Consider the following 15,231-nt stretch of genomic DNA (forward strand, 5'->3'; position numbering starts at 1 on the left):
GCTTGCTTTCGGCCTGCGCGTTTACGGGCTTGGACGTTGTTCGCCGTCTTCCTTGGGATGCGCGCCGCTTTCGCTTGACGGCGGAGGCGCGCTTGTAGGATTAGAACGCGAATTCGATCGTATCGACGGCACTCTTTGGGCCTGCCGCCGGTTTATGACATTCAATCCGGCTTAGCTCGAGTTGTGGATTTTCCGCAATTTGAGACAGTACCCGCAGGTAATCCTCGGTCAAGGTGCGGATCATCGCTTCTTTGAACAGCTTGGTGGCGTAGAAGAAGCCCCCGCTCAGCGCCCCGTTGTTTTCATACATAAACAGCGTCAGATCGAACTTCGCCTCTTCCAAATGGTCAAGCTCGTAAGTCTTCAGGCTGACCCCTTCCAGCTCGGCGTCTCGTTCTTCGATATTTTGCAAGTCGAAAACGGCATCGAACAGCGGGAAGCGGCCCGGCTCCCGCTTCACATTCAAACGCTCCACGAGCTCCTCGAATGGATAATCCTGGTTCTCGAAAGCACCCAAAGCCGTTTCCTTCACTTCTTCCAGGTAGGACAAGAACGTTTTGTCGCCCGACGGACGATTGCGGATCGCCAGCGTATTGACAAACATCCCGATGACCGGTTCCAAATCGGCGTTCGTTCTTCCCGCCACCGGGGTACCCACGACCAAGTCCTCCTGCCCGCTGTACTTGGACAGCAGCACGGTATAAGCCGCAAGCAGCACCATGAACAGCGTGCTTTCACGCTCGGCCGCCAATTCGCGCAGCCGCGCAGAGAGAGAAGCTTCGACTTCGAACTCCAGATGCGCGCCTTCGTAGCTGCGAGCCGCAGACCGTTCGTAGTCCATCGGCAGGTCCGCCGTCGGCAGCTCTCCTTCGAAGGTTTGCAGCCAGTACGCTTCCTGCCGCCCGATCCGCTCTCGGTGGGCCTTCGACTGTTGCCAAACGGCATAATCCTTGTATTGAATGCGCAGTGGCGGCAGTTCTTCCCCGGCGTAGAAACTCGAGAACTCATCGATCACAATCGCCATCGATACGCCGTCGGACACGATATGGTGCATGTCGAAAAGGAGAATATGCAGGTTCGGCTCCAGCTCGATGACCCCGGCGCGCAGCAGCGGCGGCTTGCCGAGATCAAACGGACGAACGAAGCTGCGGACGATCTGCTCGATTTGAGCCGCATCCTCTTTATCCGCTTGATGATGCTCGATAGCAAAATCGACCTGCGGGTAAATCCGCTGAACCGCTTCGGCCTTCACGATTTCAAAACCGGTGCGCAGCGATTCATGCCGTGTTATCAATTTCCGCAAGGCGGCTTCCAACCGGTCTAAATCAAACTCGCCTTCCACCTGCACCAGCTCCGGCATGTTGTAAAGCTGATCCGCTCCATCCAGCGTGTGCTGAATGAACAGCCGTTTCTGCGCGGAGGACAGAGGGTAGTACTCTCTCTCCTCCGCTTGAGGAATGGCCTCATGCTCCCGCCGTTCCATCCGGGCGATCGCCTCGGCCATCGCCGCAATCGTCGAGTGACGGAATACATCGCGCAGCGGCAGGTTGACGTTTAATTCCTTAAATACCTTGCCCGCCAGCGTCGTCGCTCGCAGGGAGTGACCGCCGATGTCGAAGAAGTTGTCGTGAACGCCAATCTCTTTCGCAAGCCCCAGCACCTCCTGCCAAATCGCCGCCAGCTTCGTTTCCAGCTCATTGCGCGGTGCGACGTACTCCGTTCCGCTTCCCGCTTCCCCTTCCGGCGCTGGCAGCGCCTTCCGGTCAATCTTTCCGTTCGGCGTCAGAGGCAGGCGCTCCATCTCCACGAAGTACGACGGGATCATATAGCCCGGCAGCTCCTGCGCCAGCGCGCTGCGCAAATCGTTCACCGCCAGCTCCGCTCCGGTATCCGGCGTGTAATACGCGCATAGCGCCTTCTGCCCGTTCGCGTCACTTCGAACCAGCACCACCGCTTCGCGCACGCCTTCCACCCGCAGCAGCTGCGACTCGATCTCGCCCGTCTCGATCCGGTAGCCCCGGATTTTCGCCTGGTTGTCGATCCGGCCGATGAAGTCCACGTTGCCGTCTTCCATCCACCGCGCCAAGTCTCCCGTGCGGTACAGCCGCTCGCCCGCGGCGAACGGGCTGTCTAAGAACTTCTCTTCCGTCAGCTCCGGACGGTTCAAGTACCCGCGCGCCACTCCGACTCCGCCGATGACCAGCTCGCCCAGCACCCCGACCGGCACCGGGTTCAGATGCGCGTCCACGATGTAGAATTTCGCATTCAGCCACGCTTTGCCGATCGGCACATTGCCTGTCTGCGGCAGCTTCGTCAGCGGCTCGTCGTAGAAACTTGAGTCGATCGCCGCTTCCGTCACGCCGTATGCGTTGATGATCCGGAACAACGAGCCGAAGCGTTCCTGCAAGGTCCGGTAATCCGCCACGCTGCAGCTGTCCGAGCTCGTGATCAACAACTCCATCCAGCTCATATCCAGCCGCTGCTCGTGCACGTACTCCAGGAACGGCACGATCAGCGCCGGCGTCGATTCGAAGATGGTGACCCGCTCCCGTTCAATCCAGTAGTGCAGACGAGACGGATCGATCCGGTCGTCCTTCGGCACAATCACCATCGTGCCTCCGTTGTACAGCGTCCGCGCGATATCTCCCACGAACACGTCAAACGAGAAGCTTGCGAGTTGCAGCAGCCGCACCGGGAACTGATCCAACCGGTATTCCCGCCGGTAGCCCGCCGCCGTGTTCACCAGGCTGCGGTGCTCGATCATCACGCCCTTCGGCTTGCCCGTCGTTCCCGACGTGTAGATCACGTACGCCAGATCCTCCGGACGGGCTTCATGGAAGCTGTCGGTGCCAACATTCTGATGGCTCTCATCGCCGTCGTCCACAGCATCCGTCAGCTTGCCGGAGACAATCGGCGCATTCGCCCGCTCCTCGCTGTACGACGCTTCGTCGTCCAGGTACAGCACCGCCGCCAGCGCCAGCTCCTCTTCGTCGAGCCAGGCTTCAGCACGCTCTCGCAGCGCCGTTTGCGTCAGCAGTACCTTCGCTCCGCTGTCTTCGAGCATGAAACGCACGCGCTCCGCCGGATAATCCGGGTCGAGCGGCACATACGCCCCGCCCGCTTTCCAGACGGCCAGCACGGCCACCAGCAAGTCCACCGAACGCTCGGCGAGAATGCCGACGATCGTCTCCCGGCCGATGCCGCTTGCACGCAGCGTAGCCGCCAAGCGGTTCGCCCGCTCGTTCAGCTCCGCATACGTCAGCCGGTCGTTCTCGTACACGACGGCCGCCGCTTCCGGCGTGCGCTCCGCCTGTTCCTCGAACAGCCGGTGGAACGCGGCCGCAGGAGCCGCTTCCGGCTGCGCCGGGTTGAACGCGCCGAGAATTTGTCCTTTTTCCTCTGCCGTCAGCAAGTTCAGCTCGGCGATCTTCGCATCCGGACGGCTTACGATCGTTACGAGTAGCTGCTCGTAATGTTTCGCCAGCCGTTCGATCGTCTCCCTTTTGTAGAGAGCCGTCGCATATTCAAAGCTGTAATCCAAGCCGCCGTTCTCCTCGCCCACATCCAAACTGATATCAAACTTCGCGGTATCCAGTGCGCTCGGATAAGGAATCAGGCGAAGCCCTTCCAGCTCAAATTCCTCGTTCTCCGTATTCTGCATCGTAAACAGCGTGTCGAAGAGCGGATTGCGGCTTAAATCACGGGTGACTTGCACCTTGTCCACCAATTCTTCGAACGGATAGTTTTGATGCTCGAAGGCGTGGAGGGTCGTTTCTTTGACTTCGTTCAGGTATGACAGGAATGTCTTCTCCGAAGCCGGATAACTGCGGATAGCCAGCGTGTTTAAGAAAATCCCAATCAACGGCTGCACATCTCCATGATTCCTTCCGGCAATCGGCGTACCGACGATCACGTCTTCCTGACCTGAATATTTATGCAGAAGGACGTTATACGCCGCAAGCAGCACCATAAACAGCGTCGTGCCCGTTTCCGAGGCCAGCTGCTTCAGACCGTCGGTTTTCGAAGCGTCGAAGAAAAACTCCAGCGTTTGGCCTTCGTAGCTCTGCACGGCCGGACGCGGATAGTCGGTCGGCATTTCCAGTACCGGAAGCTCGCCTTGGAACATGTCCAGCCAGTACGCCTCCTGACGCTGAAGCCGTTCCTTCTGCTCCTGCGAATGCTGCCAAACGGTGTAGTCTTTGTACTGAATGCGCAGAGGCTCCAATTGCTCGCCGCCGTACAAGCGGACGAATTCTTCAACAAAGATTTCCATCGAGACGCCGTCGGAAATAATATGATGCATGTCGTACATTAGAATATGGCGTTCCGGAGCCAGCTCAACAAGGCCTACCCTCAGCAGCGGAGGCTTCGCCAAATCAAACGGACGGACGAAACGGCGAACCGTCTCTTCGGCCTCTTGCTCATCCGCTCGATAGAACTCCACGGCAAAATTCACGTCCTGGTAAATCCGCTGCGATGCTTCGCCATCCACCATTTCGAACCCGGTGCGCAGCATTTCATGCCGCGCCACGAGCTTACGGAACGCTTCTTCGAACCTTGCCCGGTCTAAAGCACCCTCCAGCAGCATCGCTTCCGGCATGTTGTAGCTAAGCTCCGCGCCTTCCAGTTGATTCAGGATAAAGAGACGTTTTTGAGCAAAAGATTGCGGGTACACCTCTCGGTCATCCGCCATCGGAATGGCAACGAATGTTTGCTCATCCAGCCGGGAAATGGCGGCCGCCATGCTCTCGATCGTGGAATGGCGGAACACGTCGCGCAGCGGCAGATCCACGTTCAACTCTTTATGAATCTTGCTGACCAGCGTCGTCGCCCGCAGGGAGTGGCCGCCGATGTCGAAGAAGTTGTCGTGAACGCCAATCTCCTTCGCAAGCCCCAGCACCTCCTGCCAAATCGCCGCCAGCTTCGTTTCCAGCTCATTGCGCGGTGCGACGTACTCCGTTCCGCTTCCCGCTTCCCCTTCCGGCGCCGGCAGCGCCTTCCGGTCAATCTTTCCGTTCGGCGTCAGAGGCAGGCGCTCCAGCTCCACGAAGTACGACGGGATCATGTAGCCCGGCAGCTCCTGCGCCAGCGCGCTGCGCAAATCGTTCACCGCCAGCTCCGCTCCGGTATCCGGCGTGTAATACGCGCATAGCGCCTTCTGCCCGTTCGCGTCACTTCGAACCAGCACCACCGCTTCGCGCACGCCTTCCACCCGCAGCAGCTGCGACTCGATCTCGCCCGTCTCGATCCGGTAGCCCCGGATTTTCGCCTGGTTGTCGATCCGGCCGATAAAGTCCACGTTGCCGTCCTCCATCCACCGCGCCAAGTCTCCCGTGCGGTACAGCCGCTCGCCCACGGCGAACGGGCTGTCTACGAACTTCTCTTCCGTCAGCTCCGGACGGTTCAAGTACCCGCGCGCCACTCCGACTCCGCCGATAACCAGCTCGCCCAGCACCCCGACCGGCACCGGGTTCAGATGCGCGTCCACGATGTAGAGTTTCGCATTCAGCCACGCTTTGCCGATCGGCACATTGCCTGTCTGCGGCAGCTTCGCCCGCTCCTCGTCGTAGAAGCTGGAGTCGATCGCCGCTTCCGTCACGCCGTATGCGTTGATGATCCGGAACAACGAGCCGAAGCGTTCCTGCAAGGTCCGATAATCCGCCACGCTGCAGCTGTCCGAGCTCGTGATCAACAACTCCATCCAGCTCATATCCAGCCGCTGCTCGTGCACGTACTCCAGGAACGGCACGATCAGCGCCGGCGTCGATTCGAAGATGGTGACCCGCTCCCGCTCCATCCAGTGGTGCAGACGAGACGGATCGATCCGGTCGTCCTTCGGCACAATCACCATCGTGCCTCCGTTGTACAGCGTCCGCGCGATATCTCCCACGAACACGTCAAACGAGAAGCTTGCGAGCTGCAGCAGCCGCACCGGGAACTGATCCAACCGGTATTCCCGCCGGTAGCCCGCCGCCGTATTCACCAGGCTGCGGTGCTCGATCATCACGCCCTTCGGCTTGCCCGTCGTTCCCGACGTGTAGATCACGTACGCCAGGTCCTCTGGACGGGCTTCATGGAAGCTGTCGGTGCCAACATTCTGATGGCTCTCATCGCCGTCGTCCACAGCATCTGTCAGCTTGCCGGAGACAATGCCGGAGACAACCGACGCATTCGCCCGCTCCTCGCTGTACGACGCTTCGTCGTCCAGGTACAGCACCGCCGCCAGCGCCAGCTTCTCTTCGCCGAGCCAGGCTTCGGCACGCTCTCGCAGCGGCGTTTGCGTCAGCAGCACCTTCGCTCCGCTGTCTTCGAGCATGAACCGCACGCGCTCCGCCGGATAATCCGGGTCGAGCGGCACATACGCCCCGCCCGCTTTCCAGACGGCCAGCACGGCCACCAGCAAGTCCACCGAACGCTCGGCGAGAATGCCGACGATCGACTCCCGGCCGATGCCGCTTGCACGCAGCGTAGCCGCCAAGCGGTTCGCCCGCTCGTTCAGCTCCGCATACGTAAGCCGGTCATTCTCGTACACGACAGCTGCCGCTTCCGGCGTGCGCTCCGCCTGTTCCTCGAACAGCCGGTAGAACGCGGCCGCAGGAGCCGCTTCCGGCTGCGCCGGGTTGAACGCGCCGAGAATTTGCTCTTTTTCCTCTGCCGTCAACAAGTTCAGCTCGACAATCTTCGCATCCGGACGGCTTACGATCGCCGCAAGCAAATGTCCGAAATGAGTCGACAGCCGCCGGATCGTGCTTTCTTTATAAAGAGCCGTTGCGAATTCAAAGCTGCACTCCAGGCCGCCGTTTTCTTCCGTAACATCCACACTCAGGTCGAACTTGGCCGTGCCGTATTCGCTAGGGTACGGGGACAATTTCAGCCCTTCCAACTCAAACTCTTTATCCTCCAAGTTTTGCAGGGAGAACATCGTGTCAAACAGCGGGTTGCGGCTCAAATCCCGGCTGACCTGCACTTTATCAACGAGCTCTTCGAACGGATAATTCTGATGCTCATAAGCGCCTAAGGTCGTTTCTTTCACTTCTTCCAGATACGACAGGAAGGTCTTCTCCGAAGCCGGATAATTGCGGAGCGCCAGCGTATTGACGAACATTCCGATCAAAGGCTGCGTGTCTCCGTGCGTTCTGCCCGCAATCGACGTTCCGACGATCAAATCGTCCTGACCTGTGTATTTTTGCAAAAGCACGGTATATGCCGCAAGCAGCACCATATACAGCGTCGTTCCTCTTTGAGCGGCCAGCTGCTTCAAGCCTTCGTTCGTTGCCTCGTCCACGAAGGACGTCAGCGTTTGTCCCTCAAAGCTCTGCACGGCAGGACGCGGATAGTCCGTCGGCATTTCCAGAACCGGCAGCTCGCCCCGGTAACGGTCCAGCCAGTAAGCTTCCTGGCGTTTCAACTGCACTTTTTGCTCGTCCGACTGCTGCCATACCGCATAGTCCTTGTATTGAATGCGCAAAGGCTCTAATGACTCGCCGCCGTACATACGAACGAGTTCCTCGACTAACACGTCCATTGAAACCCCGTCGGAGACGATATGGTGCATGTCGAACATCAGCAAATAACGTTCGGCTGCCAGCTCTACGAGCTCCGCCCGCAGCAGCGGAGGCTTCGCCAAGTCGAAAGGCCGGATGAAGGCCTGCACGACTTCGGGCGCTTCTTCCTCGCTCACATGACGGTACTCGACGGCAAAGTCGACGCTCTCGTAAATGCGCTGTACAGCTTCGCCTTGTACGATCTCAAAGCCGGTTCGCAGCGTTTCGTGCCGTGCGATCAGTCCGCGGAAAGCCTTCTCCAGCAGGCTCCGGTCAATCGATCCTTCCAGCAGCAGCACGCCCGGCATGTTGTAGCTCTGATCGGCCCCTTCCAGCTGATTCAGGATAAACAGCCGCTTCTGAGCTGAGGAAAGCGGATAATATGCTCTTGCGCCCGCCAGCGGAATCGACGAGAACGACTGCTCTCCGATCCGGGAGATGGCGAGAGCCATCTCTTCGATCGTCGAGTAGCGGAATACGTCGCGCAGAGGCAGCTCGACATTCAGCTCCTGATGCACCTTGCTCACCAGTGTCGTCGCCCGCAGGGAATGGCCGCCCAGGTCGAAGAAATTGTCATGAACCCCGATGTGCTCCAGTCCGAGCACGCTTTTCCAAATTCCCGCCAAGCTGGCTTCCAGCGGAGTCCGAGGCGGAGTACGTTCTTCGCCCGGCTGCAAGCTCTCCTCCGGCGCCGGGAGTGATCGGTGGTCGACCTTGCCGTTCGTCGTCAGCGGGAGCCGCTCCAACTGGATCAGGTACGCCGGAATCATATAGGCCGGCAGTTCCTGGGAAAGCACGCTCTTCAGCTCGGCCGCCGGAAGCTCGCGGTCCGCTTCATAATAGGCGCAAAGCTGCTTCTCGCCGGAGGCGTCTTCCCTCGCGAATACCGTCGCTTTCCGAATTCCCTCCACTTTCTGAAGCTGAGCTTCGATCTCGCCCAGCTCAATGCGGAAGCCGCGGATTTTCACTTGGTCGTCCGTCCGTCCCACGTATTCGATCGTGCCGTCCGGCAGCCATTTCGCCAAATCCCCCGTCCGGTACATGCGCTCTCCCAGCACAAACGGATTGTCCACAAATTTCTCCGCCGTCAGCTCCGGCCGGTTATTGTAACCCCGTACCAAGCCTTCTCCGCCGACGCAAAGCTCCCCGGCCACGCCGATCGGCAGAAGCTTATTCCGGCTGTCGACGATATACACCGTCGTATTACTGATCGGCCGTCCGATGGGTACGGTAACCGCCGACTCATCGACGAAGTCGATCGGAAGGTACGTGGTATAAACCGTGCTTTCCGACGGGCCGTACAGGTGGTTGAGCCTGCCCGGTCCGATATGGGCGAGCGCTTTACGCACATGTCCGACCGACACTCGCTCTCCTCCGAACAAAATCGCCCGGACATCCCGCAGGCAGTCGACGTTCACATCTACAAGGACGTTGAAGAAAGCCGTCGTAATCAGCATGACCGAGATGCGCTCGCGCTGGATGAGATCCGCCAGCCGGACGATTTCCAGCAAAGTCTCGCGGGGAACCAGCACCAGCCGCGCCCCGTTGGTCAAAGCGCCGAAAATATCGAAAATCGCTCCGTCGAACGAATAGCTCGAAAGCTGGAGGACATGATCCCGTTCGGTGATGTCGATATAATTCGTATTTCGCACGATCCGCACGATGTTGCGGTGCGAAACAAGGTTGCCTTTCGGCTTGCCTGTCGTGCCTGACGTATAGATGACGCAGGCCAGATCCGTCGCTTCGGTGCCCGGATTTAGATTTGTGCCGTCCTCGTGATAGAAGGACTCGTCATCCAGTAAGATCACGGAGTCCGAACCCGCCAGGCGCTCGCGCAAGCGGCTTTGCGTCAGCATGACCTGCGCTCCCGAATCCTCAATCAAGAAACGGATACGCTCCTCGGGATATTCCGGGTCAATCGGTACGTAAGCCGCTCCGGCTTTGTGTGCCGCCAGCATGCCCACCACCATTTCGATGGAACGCTCAGCCATAATGGCGACCAGACGGCCTTTGGATATCCCGTGGCTACGCAAGGTACGGGCAAGGCGGTTGACGCGTTCGTTCAGCTCGCGGTAGGTCAGCTCTTGCTCATTCAAGGAGATGGCGGCTGCATCCGGGATGCGCTCCGCCTGCTCTTCGAACAATTGAATGAGCGTCTTCCCGCGCGGAAATTCCGTGGTGGTGTCGTTAAAACGTCCGAGAAGGTCGGCCTTTTCCGCCTCCGTCACAAGTTCCAGCTCGCCCACGGTAATTTCCGGGTTATCCGTCACCTGCTCCAGCAGATGGACGAGATGCCCCTTGAGCAACTCGATGCTGTCTTTATCGAACACTTCGGCGTTAAAGTCGAATCGAATTTCGATCTCGACTCCCGGCACCACGGTCACGTTGAAGTTATAGTTCGTCTGCTCCTCCATCTGAACGTCAGCGATCGTCAGGTCGCCGTGCTGCTGGTCGCCCGCCTGCTCCATCTGCTCGTCCACCGGATAGTTCTCGAAAGCGATGATATGGTTGATCAGGTTCTGCTTTTGCACGCTGCGGGCTTGAATTTCATACAGCGGATAGTAATCATAACGCCCGGACTCCAGCGCCCGCTCTTGGAGCTTCGCCATCAGGTCGGCGAACACGGTGTCCGCTTCGCTCGTGACGCGGACCGGCACCGTATTGATGAACAGCCCGATCATGGACTCGATGCCCGGGATTTCCGCCGGTCTTCCGGCCACGACGCTGCCGAATACGGCATCGTTTGTTCCGTTATATTTTTGCAGCATCACGCCCCAAGCGGCTTGCAGCAACGTATTGACCGTAACCAGGCGCTGTTTCGCCACCCGGTCCATCCGCTCGCTCAAGTCCTTGCCCAGCTCGGCGGTGACGTGATCAGCCGTAAATCTGCCGTTTGGCGCCGGTTCCTTTTGTCCCGGGAGTACGGTTTGCCCTTCATAACCTGCCAGGAATGCCGTCCAATAGCCGGATGCCGCCTGATCGTCCTGTTTCTCCAACCATTCGATATAAGCGCCATAATCCGATCCCTTATCTCCCGCTGGCTGCTTGCCGGATGCCAAGGCCGAGTACGTCTCAAACAACTCCTGCGTCAGCTGCGGCAGGCACCAGCCGTCCATCAAAATATGCTGGAAACTCCACAGCACATGATAGCTTTGCTCTTCGGTGCGCAGGATCGTAACCCGAACGAGCGCGTCATGTTCCATGTCGAAGCCGCGAAGCTTGTCATCCTCGGCCTTTTTATCCAAATACGCTTGTTTCTCGTCCGCCTGCAAATGAAGCAGCTCTTCATATTCAAAGCCGACCGGCTTGTCGCGGTATATGATTTGCAGCGGCTCGCCCGCCGGTCCTTTCACAAAATTCGCCCGCAGCACCAGATGACGTTTCGCAAGCTCCATCCAGCTCCTCTCGAAAAGCTGGACGTCGAGCGCTCCCCGCATCGTAAACCGCGTCTGCTCGAAGTAAGCGGCCGTTTGCCGGTCAAGCGCGCTGTGGAACCACATGCCCTTCTGCATCGGCGTAAGCGAGTAAATATTTTCAATTTCCCCGAGATGGCCCGAGCGCTGGGCGATTTGCTCCAATTCCGCGATGGTCAAGCCTTTAAATTGCACGTCGCTCGGCGTCAATTCGGTGTTTTCTTTGCCTGCGCAGTGGGTAATGAGCTCTCGGAGACTTTGCTCAAGCCGCTGAGCGAAGGCTTCCATCGTTTCCTTGCGATACTGCTTCCGGCTGTAGCTGAGATCGAGCGATAAAGCGCCGTCCAGCACCATGCCGTTGATATCCAGCACAAAGCTGCGGGCCTGCCGGTCGCTGGCCGGGCTGCCGCTGGAATAAGAAGATATGCCGATCTCGTCCTGATTGACATCATCGTCGAACTGGCCGAGGTAGTTAAAATTAATTTCCGGCTCTGCGCCCCAAACAAAGCCATCCTCCGATTTGGAGAGATAGCGGCATACGCCGTACCCAAGCCCCTTGTTCGGAATGCGGCGCAAGCTTTCCTTGACCTGTTTAATCTGATAGGCCAAATCCCGGTCGGTTTCCGGCTCCAGGACGACCGGAAACTTGGTCGTAAACCAGCCGACTGTGCGCGTGATGTCGATATCCGTTCCGATCGATTCGCGTCCGTGTCCTTCGAGATTGATCCGCACCCGTTCGTGTCCCGTCCACTTGCGAACGGCTATGCCGAGTGCCGTTACCAAAATATCGTTCATTTCGGTGTTGTAGGCCCGGTGAACCCGCTTCAGCAGCAGCTCCGTTTCTTCGGGAGTCAAACGGACGAACAGCGATTCGCTGTCCTGCTGCGTCGTAACGTCCGCCTCCAGATCCTTCGGCACGGCCGGAACCGCAATTTGTTCCACGGCCTGCCAATAGGCCCGTTCCTTCGCCATCTCCGGGCTTTGCGCGTAAGCGGTCAACTGCTCGGACCAAGTGCGGTACGCATCCGTTTTCGCCGGGAAACGAATTTCCTCGCTTTTGCCGGCCTGCTCGTAACCCAGAGCGAAATCCTCCATCAAAATGCGCCAAGACACGCCGTCCACCACGGCATGATGAACCGCGAGCAGCAAATGGTCGCCGTCCGCGCACCGGAACAGTCCCGCCTTCACGAGGGGCCCATTCTCCAGATCGATACCCGCTTGAATGTCCGTTGCCTTCGCTTCCACAACCTGCGCGGTATTCTCCGCATCCTTGAAGTCGAACACGTCCAGCGTGAACAGCCCGCCTTCCTGAATCGCGCGGTTCCGCGCGCTAAACCCTTGTTCCGTCTTGCGGAACACCATCCGCAAGGCGTCATGATGCTCGGCCAGCTTTTGCAGCACCTGACGTACCGTCTCTTCGTCGAAGCGTTCCTTCCGGTACAGCATCACCGACTGGCTGAAATGATGCGGGTCCGCAAAGGAGCTCTCGAAAAACCAATGCTGAATCGGCGTCAGCGCCGTTTCACCCGTTATTTCGCCTTGATCGATAGTACGTCCGATCGGTTTCACATGCAGGCTGAGCTGTGAGATAGTCGGATATTTGAACAAATCCCGGATTTCCAGCTTGTACCCGGCTTGATGAAGCCGCGAAGATACTTGAATGGACTTGATCGAGTCTCCGCCCAGCTCGAAGAAATGATCCGTTACCCCAACGCGATCGGCGTTCAATACCGCCTGCCACACATCGGCAAGCGTCCGCTCGGCTTCATTGCGGGGAGCTACGTACGCACCGCCGGTCAGCGCGTTTCCTTCCGGAGCGGGCAAAGCCTTGCGGTCGATTTTGTCGTTCGGCGTGAGCGGCATCCGCGGAAGCTGAACAAAATGCGCTGGAATCATGTAATTCGGCAATTTTTGCGCCAGCGCGCTTCTCAGCTCGCCGAGCGTAAGCGGGCGGCCCGCGACCAGGTAAGCGCACAGTTCTTGCCCGCTTTTGCCTTCCCGCGCGATTACGATCGTCTCCTGCACGGAGTCGATCTTCAGAAGCTGCTCTTCAATCTCGCCGATCTCGATCCGGAATCCACGGATTTTCACCTGATGGTCAATCCGGCCCAAGTACTCAATATTTCCGTCCGGCAGCCAGCGGGCCAAGTCGCCCGTCCGGTACAGTCTCTCTCCGGGCTCAAACGGGTGTTCGATGAATTTCTCCGCCGTCAGATCCGGCCGGTTCCAATATCCCCGGGCGAGGCCGACGCCCGCGATGCATAATTCTCCCTCCACTCCGATAGGCGCCAGCTGATTCTGTGCGCCCAGTATATACAAGCGATGGTTCCAGATCGGACGTCCGATCGGTATCGCTCTGCGTTCGGTGTCATGCGTAGACGCCGCCCACACGGATGTGGCGATCGAGGCTTCCGTCGGACCGTACGCGTTATAGTACTGTACCTTGTCTTTCCACTGCTGCACGAATTCGGCTGAAACGGCGGAGCCCGCCGTGATGAGCCTGCTCAGACTCGGCAGGCGGTCTGAATTCAAATAAGCAGCATAAGTTGGCGGCAAAGTGGCGATCGTAATTGCATGCTCGTTCATGAAACGTTCGAACAGCTGATCATCCAAAACCGTCTCGGTTGACGGTATATATAAGGTCGCCCCGAAATACAGAGCGTTGAACATCTCCCAGCACGACGCATCGAACGATAGGCTGGCGAATTGCAGCACTCGATCCTGTTCGGTCGTGTGAAGCGTATGGGCAAACGTCAGTTTCAGGCTGACCAGCCCGCGATGCTCCAGCATGACCCCTTTGGGTTTGCCCGTCGTACCTGATGTATAGATGACATAAGCCAGATCGTTCGGACCGCTGGCCGGCTCCAGGTTCGAGCCATCGTCGCTGTAGGCCTGCTCGTCATCCAGCGCCACCACGGTCCCTTCGAACGACACCTGCTGCTGCAGCTCCCTTTGAGTCAGCAGCAGCTGCGCGTTCGAGTTCTCCAGAATGTAGCGGATGCGTTCTTCCGGGTATTCCGGGTCTATCGGCACGTAGGCACCGCCAGCTTTCAGAACCGCCAGAATGCCAACGACCGTCTCCAGCGATCTCCTAGCCATCAAGCCTACCAGCTGATTGGGCAGCACGCCGACCGATCGCAGCGTCCGCGCCAGCCGGTTCGCCCGTTCGTTCAGCTCCGCGTACGAAAGCCGCCGCCCCTCAAAGACAACCGCCGTCGCTTCGGGCACCCGCTTCACCTGCTCCTCCACGAGCTGATGAATCGTCCGATCACGGGGATAGTCCTTCTCGGTATCGTTAAAGCTTTGCAGCAATTGAAATTTCTCGTCCTCCGACAGCATGTCCGCCCGCACGATGTCCAGCTCCAACTCGTGAAGCCCCACGGCCAGCAGGCGATTCAGATGGCCGACGACCCGAGTCATGAACTCGGAGTCATATAAGTGCTCGTTATATGACAGCGCTAGCTGTATCGTCCCGCCGGTTAAGCTGAATTCAAAGGAACAATCCGTGACCACGTTTTGCCCGATTTCGTCCAGATGCAGCTCCTTAAGGGATACTAGCGTATGGACGACGGGTATCCCGTCTGCATATTGCAGGTCCAGCTTCTCCGTCATTTTCAAGAACGGAATATGTTGATGCTGAATCGCTTCCGGCAAGGAAGTCCTCAGCTCGCTCAGAAGCGTTTTAAAAGTCGCACCCGCCGAAAGCGAGTTTTTCAAAATGATCGTATGATTAACGGATCGGCGCGTCTCCGTCGGTTTCCGTACAACCGGCATGCCGACCAGAATGTCAGAAGCGCCTGTATATTTATGCAAGAGCGACTGAACACCGGCGAGCAAAATCATAAAAGTGGCCAGCGGAGCGCCCTTGCTCATTTGAAGGACGCGCTGCGCCACTTCCTCCGAAAGCGTCCCGCCGACGGTTGTCATAATGGGCGCCAGGGAGCTTGGAGCTTTGCTGTAAGGCAGCCGCGTCAAGGTATAATCGTCGCTACCGAATTTTTCGTTCCAAAACAACGTTTCTTTTTCAAAAGCCATCTGGATCGTTCCCCTCTCTTCATCGGTAAAAGCAATCCGGCGGGGCATATGCCGCAGCAACGCTCCAGCCTCGCTCCCCGCCTTTTCAAACATGTGACAACAATGTCAATGGCTTTCGCCAGGTCACCGCTTCGCTTGCCCGGTTGATCGCATGCGGCAATCCTCTGCCTAGCAGCTGTCCCGCTCGGCTCCCATGCGTGAAAGACAACAAAGAGCATCGTTCTACGCAAGAGATGCGG

Annotated in this window: 1 protein-coding gene; it reads right to left on the reverse strand. The window is 58.3% G+C overall.

Annotated elements, in window-relative coordinates:
• Window positions 1-100 precede the first annotated feature (100 nt).
• Window positions 101-15,085 carry an amino acid adenylation domain-containing protein gene (locus tag ACWGXJ_RS21700; RefSeq protein WP_452567587.1) on the reverse strand — a complete coding sequence of 4,995 codons (14,985 nt, stop codon included), beginning with the start codon at window positions 15,083-15,085 and terminating at the stop codon, window positions 101-103.
• Window positions 15,086-15,231 lie beyond the last annotated feature (146 nt).

The organism is Paenibacillus sp. S33 (assembly GCF_053615415.1).